Annotated in this window: 19 protein-coding genes; 11 read left to right on the forward strand and 8 right to left on the reverse strand. The window is 70.5% G+C overall.

Features of this window, described 5'->3' with window-relative positions; genetic code table 11:
* The first annotated feature begins 13 nt into the window (after positions 1-13).
* From OAW74_RS08390 to OAW74_RS08415, 6 genes are all read left to right on the forward strand, one after another.
* Complete coding sequence (locus OAW74_RS08390; RefSeq protein WP_262873839.1) at positions 14-661, forward strand: biotin transporter BioY; 648 nt, start codon at positions 14-16, stop codon at positions 659-661.
* 98 nt (positions 662-759) lie between these two features.
* Positions 760-1,791, forward strand: a complete 1,032-nt coding sequence (locus tag OAW74_RS08395; protein ID WP_262873840.1) for an iron-siderophore ABC transporter substrate-binding protein — start codon at positions 760-762, stop codon at positions 1,789-1,791.
* Entirely contained in the window at positions 1,788-2,843 is a 1,056-nt protein-coding gene (locus tag OAW74_RS08400; RefSeq protein WP_262873841.1) for a FecCD family ABC transporter permease, read from the forward strand. The genes OAW74_RS08395 and OAW74_RS08400 overlap by 4 nt, the downstream gene beginning before the upstream one ends.
* Positions 2,843-3,898, forward strand: coding sequence for a FecCD family ABC transporter permease (locus OAW74_RS08405; protein WP_262873842.1), 1,056 nt, complete (start codon positions 2,843-2,845; stop codon positions 3,896-3,898). Before OAW74_RS08400 ends, OAW74_RS08405 begins: the two co-directional genes overlap by 1 nt.
* Complete coding sequence (locus tag OAW74_RS08410) at positions 3,895-4,710, forward strand: ABC transporter ATP-binding protein (RefSeq protein ID WP_262873843.1); 816 nt, start codon at positions 3,895-3,897, stop codon at positions 4,708-4,710. The genes OAW74_RS08405 and OAW74_RS08410 overlap by 4 nt, the downstream gene beginning before the upstream one ends.
* A 9-nt stretch (positions 4,711-4,719) precedes the next feature.
* Entirely contained in the window at positions 4,720-5,628 is a 909-nt protein-coding gene (locus OAW74_RS08415) for a siderophore-interacting protein (protein WP_262873844.1), read from the forward strand.
* Here OAW74_RS08415 and OAW74_RS08420 read toward each other — a convergent pair.
* The 7 genes from OAW74_RS08420 to sufB are packed head-to-tail and all read right to left on the reverse strand — an operon-like array spanning position 5,595 to position 12,255.
* Positions 5,595-6,983 carry an MFS transporter gene (locus OAW74_RS08420; RefSeq protein WP_262873845.1) on the reverse strand — a complete coding sequence of 463 codons (1,389 nt, stop codon included), beginning with the start codon at positions 6,981-6,983 and terminating at the stop codon, positions 5,595-5,597. The two genes, OAW74_RS08415 and OAW74_RS08420, sit on opposite strands and share 34 nt — an antisense overlap.
* Positions 6,980-8,140 carry a MalY/PatB family protein gene (locus OAW74_RS08425; protein WP_262873846.1) on the reverse strand — a complete coding sequence of 387 codons (1,161 nt, stop codon included), beginning with the start codon at positions 8,138-8,140 and terminating at the stop codon, positions 6,980-6,982. Before OAW74_RS08425 ends, OAW74_RS08420 begins: the two co-directional genes overlap by 4 nt.
* 47 nt (positions 8,141-8,187) lie before the next feature.
* Complete coding sequence (locus OAW74_RS08430; protein WP_262873847.1) at positions 8,188-8,517, reverse strand: metal-sulfur cluster assembly factor; 330 nt, start codon at positions 8,515-8,517, stop codon at positions 8,188-8,190.
* Between the two features lie 16 nt (positions 8,518-8,533).
* On the reverse strand, positions 8,534-9,310 hold the full coding sequence (gene sufC, locus OAW74_RS08435) for a Fe-S cluster assembly ATPase SufC (protein ID WP_262873848.1): 777 nt from the start codon (positions 9,308-9,310) through the stop codon (positions 8,534-8,536).
* 14 nt (positions 9,311-9,324) lie between these two features.
* Complete coding sequence (locus tag OAW74_RS08440; protein WP_262873849.1) at positions 9,325-9,654, reverse strand: non-heme iron oxygenase ferredoxin subunit; 330 nt, start codon at positions 9,652-9,654, stop codon at positions 9,325-9,327.
* Positions 9,651-10,835: a Fe-S cluster assembly protein SufD gene (gene sufD, locus OAW74_RS08445; RefSeq protein WP_262873850.1), complete on the reverse strand. Its 1,185-nt coding sequence runs from the start codon at positions 10,833-10,835 to the stop codon at positions 9,651-9,653. The genes OAW74_RS08440 and sufD overlap by 4 nt, the downstream gene beginning before the upstream one ends.
* Position 10,836: 1 nt before the next feature.
* Positions 10,837-12,255: a Fe-S cluster assembly protein SufB gene (gene sufB / locus OAW74_RS08450; protein WP_262873851.1), complete on the reverse strand. Its 1,419-nt coding sequence runs from the start codon at positions 12,253-12,255 to the stop codon at positions 10,837-10,839.
* A gap of 287 nt (positions 12,256-12,542) precedes the next feature.
* Here sufB and OAW74_RS08455 point away from each other — a divergent pair, with 287 nt between their 5' ends.
* Both OAW74_RS08455 and OAW74_RS08460 read left to right on the forward strand, forming a co-directional pair.
* Positions 12,543-13,427, forward strand: a complete 885-nt coding sequence (locus OAW74_RS08455; RefSeq protein WP_262873852.1) for a COX15/CtaA family protein — start codon at positions 12,543-12,545, stop codon at positions 13,425-13,427.
* A gap of 96 nt (positions 13,428-13,523) precedes the next feature.
* On the forward strand, positions 13,524-13,934 hold the full coding sequence (locus OAW74_RS08460; protein ID WP_262873853.1) for a dinucleotide-utilizing enzyme: 411 nt from the start codon (positions 13,524-13,526) through the stop codon (positions 13,932-13,934).
* A 177-nt stretch (positions 13,935-14,111) separates the two neighbouring features.
* Here the strand turns inward: OAW74_RS08460 and OAW74_RS08465 are convergent, their stop codons facing one another.
* Positions 14,112-15,038 carry a heme o synthase gene (locus OAW74_RS08465; protein ID WP_262873854.1) on the reverse strand — a complete coding sequence of 309 codons (927 nt, stop codon included), beginning with the start codon at positions 15,036-15,038 and terminating at the stop codon, positions 14,112-14,114.
* A gap of 199 nt (positions 15,039-15,237) precedes the next feature.
* Between OAW74_RS08465 and tkt the strand changes: the two genes are divergently transcribed.
* From tkt to OAW74_RS08480, 3 genes are read left to right on the forward strand one after another with little or no spacing between them, the layout of a single operon-like run.
* Positions 15,238-17,313 (forward strand): transketolase, encoded by a 2,076-nt coding sequence (gene tkt / locus OAW74_RS08470; RefSeq protein WP_262873855.1) that lies wholly within the window; start codon positions 15,238-15,240, stop codon positions 17,311-17,313.
* Positions 17,310-18,428: a transaldolase gene (gene tal, locus OAW74_RS08475; RefSeq protein WP_262873856.1), complete on the forward strand. Its 1,119-nt coding sequence runs from the start codon at positions 17,310-17,312 to the stop codon at positions 18,426-18,428. Before tkt ends, tal begins: the two co-directional genes overlap by 4 nt.
* On the forward strand, positions 18,425-20,044 hold the full coding sequence (locus OAW74_RS08480) for a glucose-6-phosphate isomerase (protein ID WP_262873857.1): 1,620 nt from the start codon (positions 18,425-18,427) through the stop codon (positions 20,042-20,044). The genes tal and OAW74_RS08480 overlap by 4 nt, the downstream gene beginning before the upstream one ends.
* The last annotated feature ends 1 nt before the right edge of the window (position 20,045 follow it).

The following is a 20,045-nucleotide window of genomic DNA, read 5'->3' on the forward strand; positions in this document are numbered from 1 at the left end:
CAGAAGGAGTCCCATGTCGCTCGCCGCCCCCGCGCCCCGTGTGCTCGCCGATGTCATCGTCCGCCCGTCCAGCCGCGCCCGCGCCTTCGCCGTCGACGCCGTGCTCGTCGCCGCCGGAGCAGCGATCGTGGCCGCGCTCGCCCAGGTGACGATCCCGATGTGGCCGGTGCCGATGACGGGCCAGACGCTCGGCGTGCTGCTGGTGGGTGCCGCTCTGGGCGCGGGCCGGGGCGCGACCTCGATGGCCCTGTACGCCGCACTGGCCCTGGCCGGACTCCCCGTCGTCGCCCCGCAGACCGACGGCAGTCACATCACCGGCCTCGCACTGCTGGCGACGCCGAGCTTCGGCTACATCGTCGGATTCGTCCTGGCCGCGGCCGTCGTGGGATGGCTGGCCGCCCGTCGGTGGGACCGCAGGGTGCCGCGGGCGATCGTGGCCTTCGCCGCAGGATCGGTCGCGATCTACGCGGTGGGACTCCCCTGGCTCGCGGTCGTTCTCGCCAACCTCGGCGTGGCGCAGGGCGACCTCCTGGCGACGACGCTGAGCGCGGGTCTCGTGCCCTTCGTGCTCGGCGACATCGTCAAGGCCCTCGTCGCGGCAGCCCTGCTCCCGCTGGCCTGGAAGGGCGTGCGCGCGGCCGACGCCGCAGCCCGCGACTGAGTCCCCCCAGCAGCCGCATAGGCCCTTCATGGGTTTGTGGGGGTGCGGACTCTGCGGATAAGGTTAGGCGACCCTTACACCTTCACCGGGAGTTCACCGTGCCCAGAATCCGCACCGCCGCCGGCATCGCCGCGGCATCCGTCCTGCTTCTCACCGGCTGCGCCACGGGATCCTCGACGGCCGAGCCGTCGAGCGACTCGAGTGCCGCTGCCGAGGACACCTTCCCCGTCACGATCACGCACGCCCTCGGCGAGACCACCATCGACGCGAAGCCCGAGCGCGTCGCGACGATCGGCTGGAGCAACCAGGACGTCGCCCTCGCCCTCGGCGTCGTGCCGGTCGGCATGGACACGCAGGTCTGGAACTGGACCAACGACGCCGACCTCGGCGTCTACGAATGGACGCAGGACGCGATCGACGAGCTCGGCGGCGAGGCCCCCGCGCTGTTCTCGACCTCCGACGGCACCGACTTCGAGGCCGTCGCCGACACCGCCCCCGACGTCATCCTGGCCGCGCAGTCGGGCCTCGACGAGGCGAGCTACGCCACGTTGAGCGAGATCGCCCCGGTCGTGGCCTACCCCGACGTCGCCTGGTTCACGTCGTGGCGCGACACCATCACGCTCAACGCCGAGGGACTCGGCCTCTCGGCGCAGGGCGATCAGCTCGTCTCCGACCTCGAGGACCAGATCGCCGACGCCACCGCTGACGCCGACTTCGCCGGCAAGACGGCGGCGTTCTTCTCCATCAGCGCCTCCGACCTGTCGTCGGTGTACATCTACACCGGCGGCGACGCGCGCACCGCGTTCCTCGGCGACCTCGGGTTCGACCTGCCGCAGGTCGCGATCGACGGCGCCGAGACCGGCTCGTTCTACGAGCAGTTCAGCGCCGAGAACGCCGACAAGATCCAGGACGTCGACGTGATCGTCACGTACGGCGACGGCACGGTCCTCGAGGCCCTGCAGGCCGACCCGCTGTGGAGCACGCTTCCCGCCGTGAAGAACGGCGCGGTCGTCGAGGTCGGAATGGGCGACGCGTACAGCGCCGCCGTCAGCCCGACCGCGCTGTCGATCCCGTGGGTGCTCGACCAGTACGTCGGCGACCTCGAGGCCGCGGCCGCGAAGGTCCAGTGACCTCGGACACCGCGACTGCGCGCCGCGCGTCCACCCCTGCGGTGGGCGCGCGGCGCCGCGTGGTCGTCCTGGCCGTCGCCGTCGTCGCGGTGCTGGTGTCGGTGGTGCTCTCGCTCTCGTTCGGCTCGCGCCCGGTCTCGTTCGACGAGGTCGTCGAGGGCATCTCGGCGTGGTTCCGCGGCGAGATCCCGACCGACATCGGCGCGATCGCCGTGCAGAGCCGCATCCCGCGCACCACTCTGGCCCTGCTCGCCGGGGCAGCGCTCGCCCTCTCCGGCGCCCTCATGCAGGCGATCACGCGCAACCCGCTCGCCGACCCGGGAATCCTCGGCGTCAACACCGGCGCCGCCCTCGCCGTCGTCATCGGCATCGCCTTCCTCGGCATCTCGTCGCCCTTCCAGTACCTCTGGCTGGCGATGGTCGGCGCCTTCCTCACGGCGTTCTTCGTCTACTTCGTCGGCTCGGTGGGGCCAGGCGGCACGACGCCGATCAAGCTCGCCCTCGCCGGCGCGGCGACCACCGCCGCGCTCTCCTCGCTCATCTCGGCGATCCTGCTGCCCCGCCAATCCGTCATCGACGAGTTCCGCTACTGGCAGGTCGGCAACGTCGGGCGCGCCGGGTGGGACACGATCGGCGTCATCGCCCCCGTGCTCGTCGTGGGAACCCTCATCGCCCTGCTGTGCGCGTCGTCTCTGAACGCGCTCGCCCTGGGCGACGACGTCGCCGTGGGGCTCGGCGTCCCGGTCGGGCGCACCCGCATCGTCGCCGCGATCGCCGGCGTCACGCTGTGCGCCGCGGTCACCGCCGTCGCCGGCCCGATCGGCTTCGTCGGTCTCATGGTGCCCCACGCGGTGCGCCAGGTCGCCGGCACCGATCAGCGCTGGCTGCTGCCCCTCTCCGCCCTCGGCGGCGCGGTGCTGCTCACCCTCTCCGACACGATCGGTCGCATCGTCGGCTCCCCCGGTGAGGTCGAGGCCGGCATCATCACCGCGTTCCTCGGCGCCCCCGTGCTCATCGCGATCGCCCGCCGCACCCGCATGAAGGCCCTGTGATGACCGCTGTCCTGCCCCGCATCGACGACGCCACCCTCGAGGTGGTGCGCACGGGCCGACGTCGGCGTGGCCGCCGGCGCGCGGTCGCGGTCGCCGTCATGGTCGCCCTCATCGTCGTGCTGTTCGGCGCGATGCTCATGCTCGGCAACACGATCTACCCCGTCTCCGACGTGATCGCGGTGCTCACCGGGCAGCAGGTGCCCGGGGCGTCGTTCACCGTGGGCACTCTGCGCCTGCCCCGCGCCCTCACCGCCGTGCTGGTCGGCATCGCGTTCGGCGTGGCTGGGTCGACCTTCCAGACCATGCTGCGCAACCCCCTCGCGAGCCCCGATGTGATCGGCATCACCTCGGGGGCCAGCGCCGCCGCGATCCTCTCCCTCGTGGTGCTGCACTGGAGCACCACCGCCACGATGGGGCTGTCGCTGGTCGCGGGGATCGCCACCGCCCTCGTGATCTACCTCGCGGCCCGCGGCGGCGAGTCCACGGGCGGCCGCCTGATCCTCATCGGCATCGGCGTGGGAGCGATGCTCGACGCCGTCGTGGCCTTCCTGCTGCTGCGGGCGGCCGTCTGGGACGTCGCGGTCGCGATGCGCTGGATGACCGGCAGCCTCAACGGCTCGCGCATGGAGGCCATCCCGCCACTGGCGATCGCGGTGATCGTGATCGTTCCCGTCGTGCTGCTGCTCGGTCGCAATCTGCGGATGCTGGAGCTCGGCGACGCGTCGGCGACGGCCCTGGGGGTGCGGGTCGACCTCACCCGGGTGCTGCTCGTGGTCGCCGCCGTCGCGCTGGCGTGCTTCGCCACCGCCACGACGGGGCCGATCGCCTTCGTCGCCTTCCTCGCCGGCCCGATCGCCGCCCGCATCGTCGGGCCCGGATCCCCCGCGATCGTCCCTGCGGCTCTCACCGGCGCGATCCTGGTGCTCGGAGCCGATCTGCTCGGCCAGTTCGCCTTCGACACCAAGTTCCCGGTCGGGGTGATCACCGGCATCCTGGGCGCCCCGTATCTCATCTATCTGCTCATCCGAACCAGCCGTCGCGGAGGCTCCTCATGACCACGCTGCACACTCTGCGCACCGAAGGACTCGTCGCCGGCTACGGACGCACGACCATCATCGACGGCATCGACCTCGAGATCCCGACCGGGCGCATCAGCGTCATCGTCGGGGCGAACGCGTGCGGCAAGTCGACGCTGCTGAAGACGATCTCGCGTCTGGTGCCCGCGCAGGGCGGCGCCGTCGTGCTCGACGGCAAGCGTATCGACCAGATCCCCACGAAAGAGCTCGCCCGCACTCTGGGCCTGCTGCCGCAGCAGCCGATCGCACCGGAGGGGATCGTGGTCGCCGACCTCGTCGGCAGAGGACGCCACCCCCACCAGAAGCTCTTCCGCTCGTGGACGGCAGACGATGATCGCGCCGTCACGGAAGCCCTCGCCGCCACCGGTGTGCTGGAGCTCGCCGATCGCGCCGTCGACGAGCTCTCCGGCGGGCAGCGCCAGCGCGTCTGGATCGCGATGGCCCTCGCGCAGCAGACCGATGTGCTGCTGCTCGACGAGCCCACGACCTTCCTCGACGTCTCGCACCAGATCGAGGTGCTCGACCTGCTCACCGATCTCAACGCCACGCGCGGCACGACCATCGTGATGGTGCTGCACGACATCAACCTCGCCGCACGCTACGCCGATCACCTGTTCGCGCTGCGCGAGGGGCGCCTCGTCGCCGACGGCGCACCCCGCGACGTCATCACAAGCGACCTCGTCAGAGAGGTGTTCGAGCTCGACTGTCGTGTCATCGACGACCCCGTGTCGGGCACTCCCCTCGTCATCCCCCGCGGACGCCACCGCATCCTCCCCGACCCCTCGAACTGACGGAGCCCCATGTCCCTGCCGATGAGCGCCTTCTTCCGTGCCCGTGTCTCGAAGATCGTCGATGTGACCCCGAGCTTCCGACGGTTCACCTTCACCGGAGACGACCTCGCCGACTACGGCGACCCAGGACTCGACCAGCGCATCAAGGTCGTGTTCCCGACCGCCCAGCTGAGCCTCGACGCGATGCCGCTGGGCGACGACTGGTACGCGCAGTGGCGCGAGCTGCCCGAGGCCGACCGCCTGCCGTTCCGCACCTACACGACCAGGTACGTGCGCAACGACGTCGCCGAGGTCGACATCGACATGGTCTCGCACGATGTGCTCGGGCCGGCCTCGGACTGGATCTCGCGCGCGCAGATCGGAGACGAGGTGCTGATCTACGGCCCGACGACGGCGCACACCGGCGTCAGTTACGGGATCGACTTCGTGCCGCCGGCGCAGAGCGAGCAGATCCTCCTCGCCGGCGATGAGACCGCCGCGCCGGCCATCGCGGTGATCCTCGAGCAGCTCCCGGCCGAGGCGCGCGGCGTGGTCGTGCTCGAGGTGCCCGCGGCCGGAGACGTCGACTACCTCCCCGCCCACCCGGGCTTCGAGTTCCACGTCGCCGCCCGCACCGGCGACGACGGCCGGCACGCCCACCTGGTCGCCGGGGTCGAGGCCGCCGCCGAGCGCCTCGTGCCGGCGGGCCGCGGCGCCGAGGTCGAAGAGGTCGACATCGACCACGACATCCTCTGGGAGGTGCCGCGCACCGCCAAGGGCGGCGCCGCGCTGAAGAGCGCGCCGCTGTACTCGTGGCTGGCGGGCGAGGCGAGCGCGATCAAGGCGCTGCGACGTCACCTCGTGACCGGCATGGGCGTCGACCGCCGCGCGGTCGCGTTCATGGGCTACTGGCGGCTGGGCAGGGCCGAAGGCGCCTGAGTCCCCACCTCGTGCGCGTGCCCGAGCCGCAGCCCGGGCACAAGGGCGGCGAGGGCCAGCACGAGAGCCACGAGGAACACGGCGGGGAACGCGAGACCCGAGCCTGCCAGCGCCGTGAAGACGAGGCCCATGACCGCGATCGAGGTGGCAGACCCCACCGCGTCGAAGATCGACAGCGCCGCCGAGTTGAAGCCCTGGTTCTGGGGTGTGGAGTAGGCCAGCGTCAGCACGGTGAGGCGCGGGTACATGAGCCCCATGCCGGCGCCCGCGAGCGCCCAGCCGACGATGACGACGGCGGGCGGCAGGTGCCACCACGCCGTCAGTGCCGCCGCGATCGTGGCTGCCGACAGCATCCCGAGGCCGACCAGGGTGATGCGCGCGTTGCCGATGCGGTCGCCGAATCGTCCCTGCACGTCGGCGGCGCCCGCCCACGCGAGCGCCGCCGCCGTCAGCCCGAGCCCCGCCCACGTAGGCGAGAAGCCGTAGTCGTCGATGAGCAGGTAGGGCACATAGATCTCGGCCCCGAACAGGGCTCCCGCGATGAGCCCGCGCATGAGCACGACGCTCGGCAGTCCGCGCGCCGCCCTGAGCGTCCCGCGGGGCACCAGCGGGCGCACCGCGATGACCACCAGCAGGGCGGATGCCGCCACCACCGCGGGTGCCCACGCACCGGCTCCGCCGGCCAGGCTCAGCGCGAGAGCGCCGGCGGCCACCGCGACGGCGCAGGCCAGCCGCGCCCCGATGCGCGCCCGCACAGGATCGTCCGTGTGCAGCGGGAGGGCGTGCAACCGCACCGCGACCGCGGCGAAGGCCAGCACCGTCAGCACTGCGACGCCCAGGAACACCCAGCGCCAGTGCAACAGCTCGGTGACCGCTCCCGCCAGGAACGGCCCGATCAGCGACGGCACCACCCAGGCGGCGGAGAACGCCGCGAACACGCGCCCGTGCAGATGCGCGGGATACACCCGCGCGACGACGACGTACAGGGCGACCGTCTGGCCTCCCGTGCCGAGTCCCTGCACGAGCCGCCCGACGACGAGCAGCTCCATCGTGGGCGCGAGGCCCGCGATCAGGAGGCCGACGGTGAACAGCGCGACCGAGGCGTAGAGCGGCCCCTTCGGACCCGACCGGTCGCACCACGCTCCCACGGCGACCATGCCGATCACGCTCGTCGCGAGCGTGCCCGCGAACGCGACGGCATAGAGATGGTCGCCGCCGAGGTCCGCGCTGACGACGGGCATGACCGTCGTCAGCGCCAGCGCCTGCAGCGCAGCGAGGAAGATGAGCGCGACGGCACCCGCCGTCACCCCGACGTTGCGCGGCGACCAGATGCTCTCCGCCGTGACGTCGCTCACGATGCCGCGAGCGCTCCGATGCGGGTGATCGCCTCGCGCAGCACCTCGGGTGCGCAGGCGAAGTTGATGCGCACGTGGCCGGCGCCCTCCGCCCCGAAGTACGGGCCGAAGTGCAGTGCCACTTTGGCCTCGCGGAGGATCTTGACGGCGGGATTGTCCCCCCAGCCGAGGTCGGTGAGATCGACCCAGGCGAGGTAGCCGGCATCGGGGATGCGGTAGCGCGCCGCAGGCAGGTGCTCGGCGAGCAGGTCGGCCAGCAGTCGTCGGTTCTCGTCGAGGGCTGCCAACAGGCTGTCGAGGTAGGCGTCGCTCTCGGGGCTCAGCGCCGCCACACCCGCGAGCGCGCCGAACAGTCCGGTGCGCCACTCGACCTCGTCGGGCATGTCGGCGACGATCTTCGCGGTCTCGTCGCCGGCGGTGACCATGACGGCGCACTTGAGGCCCGCGAGATTGAACGCCTTGCTGGCGCTCGTGACGGCGAACCCTACCTTGGCCGCCGTCTCAGAGGCCGCGAGGAACGGCGTGAACGACGCTCCGGGCTGCACGAGCGGCGCGTGGATCTCGTCGCTGATGACGGCGGCGCCGAAGCCGGCGGCGAGGTCGGCGAGGGCCGCGAGGGACTCGCGCGCGTGCGCCGTGCCAGTGGGGTTGTGCGGGTTGCACAGCAGCACGGCACGCGCTCCGCCGGCCAGGGCCGCCTCGATGCCGAGCAGGTCGAGCTCCCATGCGTCGCCGGTGTCGACGAGCGGCACGGTCTCGGGCTCGGCGCCGACCTCGCGCACGCAGTCGTAGAACGGCGGATACACGGGAGGAGTGACGATGACGCGGTCGCCGGGGTTCGTGACGACGCGCAGGATCTCGACCACGCCCATCATGACGTCACACGTCGAGCGCACGCGGGCGGGGTCGACCTCCCACCCGAAGCGGCGCAGCGCGAACTGCGCGAACGCGTCGCGGATGCCGGGGTCGGGCGGCGTGTAGCCGGTGTCGCCCAGGCCGACCGCCTCGGTCAGCCTCGCCGTGATCGCCGGCGCCAGCGGGTAGTCGGTCTCGGCCACGAACAGCGGCAGCACGTCGTCGGGATAGCGGCGCCACTTCGTGCTCGAGCGGCGGCGCAGCTCATCGACGGACAGGGCCTGCAGGGGGGCGACACTCACCCTCCGAGCCTATCGGCGGCGGCGGATGCGGGAGCCTCCGCGTGTCGTCAAATGGCGAAGCCCAACGCCCGCATCATGTCGCGCCCGTCGTCGGTGATGCGCTCGGGGCCCCACGGCGGCATCCACACCCAGTTGATGCGGAAGCGCTCCACGACGCCGTCCAGCGCCTGAGCCGTCTGCTCCTCGAGCACGTCGGTCAGGGGGCACCCGGCCGACGTGAGGGTCATGTGGATGACCAGCGCGTCGTTCTCGTCGTCCCACGCGAGGTCGTAGATGAGCCCGAGGTCGACGACGTTGATCCCGAGCTCGGGGTCCATGACGTCTTTGAGGGACTCGGTGACCTCGTCGTACTTCTCCGGCGTGAGGGTCGCGGTCATGGGTGCGATCCTACGCTCAGGCCTCGACGGCGGGCTCGGGCTCGCCGGCCAGGAACCGGTCGTAGCCCTCATCCTCGAGGCGCTCGGCCAGCTCGGGCCCGCCTTCCTCGGCGATGCGGCCGGCGACCATGACGTGCACGAAGTCGGGCTTGATGTACTTGAGGATGCGCGTGTAGTGCGTGATCAGCAGCACGCCGAGGTCGGTCTCGGTCTTGGCGCGGTTGACGCCCTCCGAGACGATCTTCAGCGCGTCGACGTCGAGGCCGGAGTCGGTCTCGTCGAGCACCGCGATGGCGGGCTTGAGCAGCTCGAGCTGCAGGATCTCGTGGCGCTTCTTCTCGCCGCCGGAGAAGCCCTCGTTGACGTTGCGCGCGGCGAACTTGGGATCCATGCGCAGGTTCTTCATCGCGCCCTTGACGTCTTTGGTCCAGGTGCGGATGGAGGGCGCCTCGCCGTCGATCGCGGTCTTGGCGGTGCGCAGGAAGTTCGTGACGGTGACGCCGGGGATCTCCACCGGGTACTGCATCGCGAGGAACAGGCCCGCACGGGCGCGCTCGTCGACCGACATCGCCAGCACGTCTTCGCCGTCGAGCGTGATCGTGCCGCCGGTCACGGTGTACTTGGGGTGGCCGGCGATCGTGTAGGCCAGCGTCGACTTGCCCGAGCCGTTGGGGCCCATGATGGCGTGCGTCTCGCCGGTGCGGATGGTCAGGTCGACCCCGTTGAGGATCGGCGTGGTGCCGGCCTCGGTCTCGACCGTGACGTGCAGGTCGCGGATCTCCAGAACAGTCATCTTCGGTTCCTCACTCAGTTCACTTCTTTGGTCACGGCAGGGTCGATGAGCACATCGTCTCCGTCGATCGTGACCTCGTAGACGGGCACCGGCTCGTAGGCCGGAAGGTTCAGGGGGCGGCCGGTGATCAGCGAGAACGCCGAGCCGTGCGCCCAGCACTCCAGCGTCTCGCCCTCGACGAAGCCGTCGGCGAGCGAGATGTCGCCGTGCGTGCAGGTGTCGCCGATCGCGTGCACCTCGCCGTTGGAGTCGAGCACGACCGCGATCGGCACTCCGTCGACCTCGACGCGCACGGCGGCGTCCTGTTCGAGGTCGGACAGGCTCAGCACCTTCTGCGCGGTCATCCCTGCGCCCCAGCGGCCAGCTCCGCCTCGACGGCCGCCGACAGCTCCTCCTCGAGGGAGGGCACGCCGATCTTCTGGATGATCTCGGCGAGGAAGCCGATCACGACCAGGCGCCGCGCCTCCTCCTCCGGGATGCCGCGGGCCTGCAGGTAGAAGAGCTGCTCGTCGTCGAACCGGCCGGTGGCGCTGGCGTGGCCTGCGCCCTGGATGTCGCCGGTCTCGATCTCGAGGTTGGGCACCGAGTCGGCACGGGCGCCGTCGGTGAGCACGAGGTTGCGGTTGGCCTCGTACGAGTCCGTGCCCACGGCATCCGGTCCGATCAGCACGTCGCCGATCCAGACGCTGCGCGCCCCGACGCCCTGCAGAGCGCCCTTGTAGAGCACGTCGCCCTTGGTCTGCGCACCCTTGTGGTGCAGATACACCTGGCTCTCGAGGTGCTGGCCGGCGTCGGAGTACGACAGGCCGTACAGCTCCGCCTCCGAACCGGTGCCGGCGAGCTCGACCGAGGGGTTCACGCGCACGACGCCGCCGCCGAAGCTGACGACGATGTGACGCAGGTAGGCGTCCTTGTCGACGCGTGCCTGGTGGGATGCCGCGTGCACGGCGTCGTCCTGCCAGTTCTGCACCGTGACCACCTCGAGGTGGGCCCCGTCGCGCACGATGATCTCGACGTTCTGCGCGAGCTGGGCGGTCCCCGAGTGGCGGATGACGATGGTGGCGCGGGAGTTCGGGAGCGCCTCGACCACGACGTGGGCGTGGGCGCGACCGCCGTTGCCGTGCACGTCGACGACGATGGGCTCGGCGAGCTCGGCATCCGCCGGCACCCGCACGAGGTGCGCCTCCTGCTCGCGGCTCCACGCGATCGCGGCGGAGAGGTCTTCGGGGGTGAACACCTCGCCGCGCGGGGCGTCGCCGACGGCGAGGAGCCCCGTCTCGGGGGCGCCTGTGACCGTCACGGCGACCGCATCCGGGTCGCCGGCGACATCCTCGAACAGCGCCGAGAGCCGCGCGACGGGCGTGTAGCGGAAGTTGACCTCGCGGCCGGTCGGCGTCGCGAAGTCGGCGGGGTCGAACGAGTGCGGCCGCTCCGAGCGGGTCTGCACGGGCACGAACGCCCCTGCGCCGTCGGAATGCGCGGTGGAACCCGGCACCACCTGGGGTGCCTCTGTCGTGGTCGTCATGTCAGCCGACCGATCCTTCCATGCCCATCTCGATGAGCTTGTTCAGCTCGAGGGCGTACTCCATGGGCAGTTCGCGGGCGATCGGCTCGATGAAGCCTCGGACGATCATGGCCATGGCCTCGTCTTCCGGCATGCCTCGGGACTGCAGGTAGAACAGCTGCTCTTCGCTGACCTTGGAGACGGTGGCCTCGTGGCCCAGCTGCACGTCGTCGACGCGGATGTCGATCGCCGGGTACGTGTCGCTGCGCGAGATCGTGTCCACCAGCAGCGCATCGCAGCGCACCGTGTTGGCCGAATGGTGGGCGTTCGCGTCGACGCGCACCTCGCCGCGGTAGCCGGCGCGACCGCCGCCTCGCGCGATCGACTTCGAGACGATCGAGGACTGCGTGTAGGGCGCCATGTGGATCATCTTCGCGCCCGCGTCCTGGTGCTGGCCGGGGCCGGCGAAGGCGACCGAGAGGGTCTCGCCCTTGGCGTGCTCGCCCATCAGGAAGATCGACGGGTACTTCATCGTGACCTTCGAGCCGATGTTGCCGTCGACCCACTCCATCGTGGCGCCCTCGTGGGCCATGGCGCGCTTGGTGACGAGGTTGTAGACGTTCGTCGACCAGTTCTGGATCGTCGTGTAGCGCACGCGGGCGTTCTTCTTGACGATGATCTCGACGACGGCCGAGTGCAGCGAGTCGCTCTGGTAGATCGGAGCGGTGCAGCCCTCGATGTAGTGGACGTAGGAGTCCTCGTCGGCGATGATCAGCGTCCGCTCGAACTGACCCATGTTCTCGGTGTTGATGCGGAAGTACGCCTGGAGCGGGATCTCGACGTGCACGCCCTTGGGCACGTACACGAACGAACCGCCCGACCACACGGCCGTGTTCAGCGCGGCGAACTTGTTGTCGCCGGCGGGGATGACCGTGCCGAAGTACTCCTCGAAGAACTCCGGGTGCTCCTTGAGAGCCGTGTCGGTGTCCATGAAGATGACACCCTGCGCCTCCAGCTCCTCCTGGATCTGGTGGTAGACGACCTCGGACTCGTACTGCGCGGCGACGCCGGCGACCAGGCGCGCACGCTCGGCCTCGGGGATGCCGAGCCGCTCGTAGGTGTTGCGGATGTCTTCCGGGAGGTCTTCCCAGGTCTGCGCCTGCTTCTCGGTGGAGCGCACGAAGTACTTGATGTTCTCGAAGTCGATGTCGCTGAGGTCTGCACCCCACGTCGGCATCGGCTTGCGGCCGAACAGCTGCAGACCCTTCAGACGGGTCTTCAGCATCCACTCCGGCTCGCTCTTGAGGGCCGAGATGTCGCGCACGACGGCTTCGCTGAGCCCGCGTTTGGCGCTGGCTCCGGCGGCATCGGGGTCGTGCCAGCCGAACTCGTACACCCCCAGGCCTTCGAGCTCGGGTCGGTCGATCAGCACATCGGACATCGTCACACTCTCCTCAATGGGCCTCAACGGTGTCATCCGCCCCGGCATTCCGGTTCTTCCTGGGAGTTCGGAAGGGGGATGCCGCTCTGCGGGCCACATAAACCGGCGCTGTCCATCGCGCCTAGACTGTCAGGGATGCGGTGCGCATCACGCGCCCGCCATCCAACCCCTCAAGTCTACAGGCAACGCCTCACCCGCGGCGTGCCCGGCGTCCACTCGGACGCGCCACCCAGGAGGACCGGCGCATGACCCTCGCGCAGACCACGTCCAGAACACGCTTCTCGCCCATGCCCGGCGAGATCACCGGCTGGACGAGGGCGATGGCGTGGCTGCTGCTGATCGTCAACATCGGCATCGTCGGCACCGGCGGCCTCGTGCGCCTCACCGGCTCCGGCATGGGCTGCGAGACCTGGCCGTACTGCACGTCCGAGTCGCTCGTGCCCACTCCGGAGCTCGGCATCCACGGCCTCATCGAGTTCGGCAACCGCACGCTCACCGGCGTGCTCGTGATCGTCGCGCTGCTGGCGTTCCTGTCGGTCGTGCGGCTGCGCCGCGAGCGCCCCGAGCTGATGTGGCTGACCTTCGCGGTCGGCATCGGCATCATCGTGCAGGCCGTCGTGGGCGGAATCACGGTGTGGATGCACCTGCACCCGAGCGTCGTGGGCGTGCACTACCTGATCTCGGCGGCGCTCGTCGCGATCGCGACGGTGCACCTCGTGCGCGTCTACGCCGTGCCGGGGCCGCGCGAGCGCCTCGTCGATCGCGGCTACGCGATCCTCACCCACGTGGCCTCGCTCGCCGTGCTCGTCACCGTGATCGTCGGCATCCTGCTCACCGGGTCGGGCCCGCACGCGGGCGACGACGCGGCGGCGCGCAACGGCCTCGACCCGATCTTCTGGCAGCACGTGCACAGCTGGCCGGCCTACGCGACCCTCGCTCTGACGATCGCGATCTTCGCGTGGTCGTTCCGTCAGCCGCGGCAGCTGCACCTCACCCGGTGGACGGGGATGCTGCTGGGCGTCGAGTTCGTGCAGATCGGGGTGGGCCTGTGGCAGGCCCGCACGGGTCTTCCGATCGCGCTGGTGAACATCCACATGGTGCTCGCGGTCTGCCTGGTGGCGGCGATGACGGTCGTCGTCATGCACCTCAAGGCGCCGATCGCGCGTTCATAGCGAACTCATCGCAAACTCCGACCGACGGCCCATTCGGGCGGGTGACACTGGAACACGCCGTGCCGCCCGGGCGCGGCGTTGAGGAGTTCGCACACCATGCACACCCGTACCCGCCTGCTGCGCAGCATCCCGTTCTGGGTGCTCGTCGTCGGCTCGCTCGCATCCATCGTCTACGGCGTCCTGCAGCTGATCGAGAAGCTCTCGGTGATGGAGACCACACTCACCGACGGCACCGCCACCGGCGTCGAGGTCTACGTCGGTCAGTCGGTCGTCGTGGTCGCCGCCATCCTGATCGGCGCCGGCATCGTGGGCCTGGCCCTCGCCCTGTCGCTCGCGACCGCCGCGAAGGTGTTCGCCCCGGTCGCCCCCGCCGTCGAGGTCATCGACTGGGACGCCGACGAGGTCGCCGACGAAGAGCCCGCCGCCGAAGCCCTCGAGACCGAGCAGCCCGTCGCAGAGGAGCTCGACGCCGACGCCGCCGAGGTGGAGGCCGCACCGGCCCGCTGACCCGCAGCATCCGCGAGACCCGCGGTTCCGCACGAGACCCCGCTCCCCCCAGCGGGTCTCAGCCGGGATCGCGGGTCTCAGCTTTGCACGGGAGGGTTTCGACTCGCGCCTGCGGCCCTCGCTCAACCTTGACCCGCGCCGCATCAACGCTGCTGCGCAGCATTGATCCGTCACGCGTCAAAACGGCAGGAGCGGGTCGATCGCGATCGCGACGAACAGCAGCGTGAGATACGTGATGGATGCGTGGAACACGCGCATCGGGCGCGGCTCGGTGCCGCGCACGGCGCGGTTGTAGAGGCGGTGCGACTCGTAGATGAACCAGCCGCCGAACACGATCGACGACGCCGTGTAGACGAGTCCCATCTGCGCGACCGGGATCAGCAGCAGCGAGCATGCGACCGTCGCCCACGCATAGAGGATGACCTGAAGGCCGACCTGGGAGCCGTTGCGGGTCGCGCCGAGCATCGGCACGTCGGCCTCTTCATAGTCGCCCTTGTACTTCATCGACAGAGGCCAGTAGTGCGGCGGAGTCCACAGGAACACCAGCACGAACAGGATGACCGGCGGCCAGGCCAGCGAACCCGTCACCGCGGTCCACCCGATCACGACGGGGAAGCAGCCGGCGATCCCGCCCCACACGATGTTCTGCTCGGTGCGGCGCTTGAGCACCATCGTGTAGATCACGACGTAGAAGAAGATCGCGGCCGCCGACAGGGTCGCCGCGAGCCAGTTGGTGGTCAGCCACAGCCACACCGTCGAGAAGACGGCGAGCGTCCACGCGAAGATCAGCGCACCGCGGGGCGACACCTCGCCGGTGACGAGCGGGCGACCGGCCGTGCGCTGCATGTGCGCGTCGATGTCGCGGTCGATGTACATGTTGAACGTCGCGGCGGAGCCGGCGCTCAGGGATCCGCCGATGACGGTGGCCAGCACGAGCCACAGCGACGGCATGCCGTTCTGCGCGAGGATCATGACCGGGACCGTGGTCACCAGCAGCAGTTCGAGCACGCGGGGCTTGGTGAGCGTGATGTAGGCGCGGACCGTGCGTCCGATCGAACGCGGGGCCGTCGCCACCGGTTCGTACGACGTCGTCGAGATGTCCATCGTCCCCCGCATCAGCCTCTTCGGATCGCCGTCCAGTCTAGGGCACGACGGCGTCACAGATCGTCTCCGACCGCCGCAGCGCCACCCCCCTTCGCTATGCTGGGACCACGCGCGCCCGCGTTGCGCCGATCCCCCTTCTCCCGCTCGGACGAGGGCCGCGACCGGACATGAAGGGCGCCCCACTGAGAAAGGCGGCCGCGTGTCGGAGCTGGTTTGGGATGAGATCGATCGGCGCGCGGTGGACACCGCTCGCGTGCTGGCTGCCGACGCGGTGGAGAAGGTCGGCAACGGCCACCCCGGCACCGCGATGAGCCTGGCTCCGGCGGCCTACCTGCTGTATCAGCGGGTGCTGCGCCATGACCCGGCGGATGTCGACTGGCTGGGCCGCGACCGCTTCATCCTCTCGGCGGGCCACTCGTCGCTGACGCAGTACGTGCAGCTCTACCTGGGCGGCTTCGGCCTAGAGCTCGATGACCTGAAGTCGCTGCGCACGTGGGGATCGAAGACTCCCGGCCACCCCGAGTACGGCCACACGAAGGGCGTCGAGATCACGACCGGCCCGCTCGGCCAGGGTCTGTCGTCGGCGGTCGGCTTCGCGTACGCGGCGCGGTACGAGCGGGGTCTGTTCGATCCGGATGCTGCCGCCGGCACCTCTCCGTTCGACCACTTCGTCTACGTGGTCGCCGGCGACGGCGACCTGCAGGAAGGCGTCACGAGCGAGGCGTCGTCGCTGGCGGGCCACCAGGAGCTCGGCAACCTCATCGCGATCTACGACTCGAACCAGATCTCGATCGAAGACGACACCAACGTCGCCTTCACGGAAGACGTCGCGAAGCGCTACGAGGCGTACGGCTGGCACGTGCAGACGGTGGACTGGAAGAAGACCGGCCAGTACGTCGAAGACGTCGCCGAGCTGCACGCGGCCATCGAGGCCGCGAAGGGCGAGACGGCCAAGCCCTCGCTCATCATCCTGAAGACGATCATCGGCTGGCCCTCCCCGGGCAAGCAGAACACCGGCAAGATCCACGGCTCGGCCCTGGGCGCCGACGAGCTGGCCGCCACTAAAAAGGTGCTGGGCTTCGACCCCGCCGAGACCTTCGTCGTCGCCGACGACGTCATCGCGCACACCCGCGCTCTGGCGGACCGCGCCGCCGACGCCCACGCGGCGTGGCAGGAGTCGTTCGACGCCTGGGCTGCCGCGAACCCCGAGCGCAAGGCGCTGCTCGATCGCCTCGAGGCGGGTGAGCTGCCGGCGGACCTGTCGGTGCCGTCGTTCGAATCGGGCAAGGACGTCTCGACCCGCGCCGCCGGCGGCGTCGTGCTCAACGCGCTGGCCGACCAGCTGCCCGAGCTGTGGGGCGGCTCTGCCGACCTCGCCGAGTCGAACCTCACGACGATCAAGAGCGCCAAGAGCTTCATCCCGGCCGAGTGGTCGACCCACGAGTGGTCGGGCGACCCCTACGGGCGAGTGCTGCACTTCGGCATCCGCGAGCACGCGATGGGCGCGATCGTCAACGGCATCAAGCTGCACGGCCCCACCCGCCCGTTCGGCGGCACGTTCCTGATCTTCAGCGACTACATGCGCCCCTCGGTGCGGCTGGCCGCCCTCATGGACATCCCGTCGATCTTCGTGTGGACCCATGACTCGGTCGCCCTCGGCGAAGACGGCCCCACCCACCAGCCGATCGAGCAGCTGGCGACCCTGCGCGCGATCCCGAACTTCACCGTCGTGCGCCCCGCCGACGCCAACGAGACCTCCGCCGCGTGGCTCGAGATCGTCCGCCGCACCAGCGGCGGCCCTGTCGGCATCGCCTTGACCCGCCAGAACATCCCGGTGTTCCCCCGCGGCGAAGAAGGATTCGCGACCACCGACGGCGTCGCCAAGGGCGCCTACGTGCTCATCGACGCCGACGGCACCCCCGACGTGATCCTCATCGCCACCGGGTCCGAGGTGCAGCTGGCCGTCGCCGCCCGCGAGACCCTCGCGGCCGAGGGCATCCAGGCCCGCGTCGTGTCGGCTCCGTCGCTGGAGTGGTTCGCCGAGCAGGACGAGGCGTACCGCGAGAGCGTGCTGCCGTCATCCGTCACCGCGCGCGTCTCGGTCGAGGCCGGCTCCGCCCTCACCTGGCGAGGCATCGTCGGCGACAAGGGCCGCTCCGTCGCGATCGACCACTTCGGCGCCTCCGCCGACTACAAGACCCTGTTCGAGAAGTTCGGCATCACCGCCGAGGCCGTCGTCGAGGCGGCACGCGAGTCCCTCAAGGAGAACGCATGAGCACGCCCACCCAAGACCTCGCCGCCGCCGGCGTCAGCATCTGGCTCGACGACCTGTCGCGCTCCCGCATCACCAGTGGCAACCTCGCCGAACTGATCGCCACCCGCAACGTCACCGGCGTCACCACCAACCCGTCGATCTTCCAGGCCGCCATCGGCAACACGAGCGACGACTCCTACGCGGCCGGCCTCGCCGAGCTCGCGCAGCAGGGCGCCGACGTCGACGCGGCGATCTTCGCGCTGACGACCGAGGACGTGCAGGCCGCGGCCGACATCTTCCGCCCCGTCTTCGACGCGACCGGCGGTGTCGACGGACGCGTGTCGATCGAGGTCTCCCCCGACCTCGCGCACGACACCGAGGCGACGATCGTCGAGGCGAAGCAGCTGTGGGCGAAGGTCGACCGGCCCAACACCCTCATCAAGATCCCCGCCACGAAGGCGGGCCTTCCCGCGATCACGGCCGTGATCGCCGAGGGCATCTCGGTCAACGTGACCCTCATCTTCAGCCTCGACCGGTACGCGGCGGTCATCGACGCATACCTCGCCGGCCTCGAGCAGGCCAAGGCCGCGGGCCGCGACCTGTCGCAGATCCACTCGGTCGCCTCGTTCTTCGTCTCGCGCGTCGACACCGAGGTCGACAAGCGCCTCGCCGCGCTCGGCGCTGCCGACGCGCTCAAGAGCAAGGCCGGTGTCGCCAACGCTCGCCTGGCGTACGAGCTCTACGAGAAGGCCTTCGCCGCCGACGGCGCGCGGGCGCTCGTCGCCGCCGGCGCCAACGTGCAGCGGCCGCTGTGGGCCTCGACCGGTGTGAAAGACCCCAACCTGCCCGACACGCTCTACGTCACCGAGCTGGTCGCCCCCGGCACCGTCAACACGATGCCCGAGAAGACCCTCGAGGCCACCTTCGACCACGGAGTCGTCACCGGCGACACCGTCACCGGCGCCTACGCCGAAGCGCACGGCGTGTTCGACGACCTGGCCGCCGCCGGCGTCGATTTCGCCGACGTCACCCAGGTGCTCGAAGACGAAGGCGTCGACAAGTTCATCGCCTCGTGGCACGACCTCCAGAAGACCGTCGCGGACGCCCTCGCAGCGGCGCCCGAGGCCGCGCGATGAGCGTTCGCCTCCACCTGTCGGGTCACGTCAAGTCGGTCGTCGACGAGGCGCTCCCCCGACTGACGGCCGAGCTGGTCGCCTCCGGCATCACGGCGGGCGACCCCACCCTGTGGGGCCCCGCGGCCGAGGCCGAGGCGAGCAAGCGCCTGGGCTGGGTGCAGGCTGTCAGCGTCTCGCGGCCGCTCGTGGCCGAGATCGCGGCGCTGCGGGCCGAGTTGGTCGCCGCCGGAGTCACCCGCGTCGTGCTGGCCGGCATGGGCGGCTCCTCGCTGGCACCCGAGGTCATCGCGCAGACGGCCGGCGTGCCGCTGGTGATCCTCGACACCACGGTTCCCGGTCAGGTGCTGGCCGCCATCGACGGCGACTCCGAGAGCGGCGGGCTCGCCGAGACCGTGCTCGTGGTGGCGTCGAAGTCGGGTTCCACGATCGAGACCGACTCCGCGAAGCGCGCGTTCGAGGCCGCCTTCCGCGACCTCGGCATCGACCCGGCCGAGCGCATCGTCGTCGTCACCGACCCCGGCTCTCCCCTGGACGAATCCGCGCGCGCCGAGGGCTTGCGCGTCTTCACCGCCGACCCCACCGTGGGCGGGCGCTACTCCGCACTCACGGCGTTCGGCCTCGTGCCGACGGGCCTCGCCGGCGTCGACCTCGACGAACTGCTCGACGAGGCCGAGGCGTCGCTGCTCGAAGTCGCGATCGACAGCCCCGACAACCCCGCCCTGGTGCTCGCCGCCGCGATCGCCGGCGGCAGCCCCCGCAAAGACAAGCTGGGACTCATCACCGACGGCACGCACATCGTCGGCCTGCCCGACTGGATCGAGCAGCTGATCGCCGAGTCGACCGGGAAACAAGGCACCGGCATCCTTCCCGTCGTGCTGCTGCCCGTCTCGCCCGAGGTCGAGAACCCTCCCGCCGATCTGCAGATCGTGCGCCTGGTCGACGAAGCCGACGAGTTCCACTTCTTCGAGCACCACGAGAACGAGGTCCTCGTCAGCGGCACCCTCGGTGCACAGCTGATCGTGTGGGAGTACGCGACGGCGATCGCGGGGCGGATGCTGGGCATCAACCCGTTCGACCAGCCCGACGTCGAGTCGGCCAAGGTGGCGGCCCGCGGGCTGCTCGACGCCCGTCCTGAGCCGTCGGCGCCGGCCTTCACGGTCGACGGCGTCGAGGTGCGCGTCTCGGATTCCGCACTGGCGGCATCCGGCACGATCGCCGGAGTCCTCGACGCCCTGTGGGCGCAGCTGCCGTCCGACGGCTATGTCTCGGTGCAGGCCTACGTCGATCGACTGCGCCTGCCCCAGCTGCAGGGACTGCGCGAGCTCGTGGCGGCCGACTCCGGACGCCCCGCCACCTTCGGGTGGGGTCCTCGATTCCTCCACTCCACCGGCCAGTACCACAAGGGCGGTCCCGCGACCGGCGTGTTCCTGCAGATCCTCGAGCGCACCGACGTCGACCTCGAGATCCCCGGGCGCCCCTTCACGTTCGGCCAGCTGGTGCAGGCCCAGGCGCTCGGCGACGCGAGCGTGCTCGCGGCGCACGGCCGCCCGGTGGTCACCCTCACCCTCACCGACCCGCAGACCGAGGTGCTCTCGCTCTTCGAGGCCGCCCAGTAGG

Origin of the sequence: Microbacterium fluvii, from assembly GCF_025515205.1 — a bacterium.
In the GTDB taxonomy this organism is placed as follows: Bacteria; Actinomycetota; Actinomycetes; order Actinomycetales; family Microbacteriaceae; genus Microbacterium; species Microbacterium fluvii.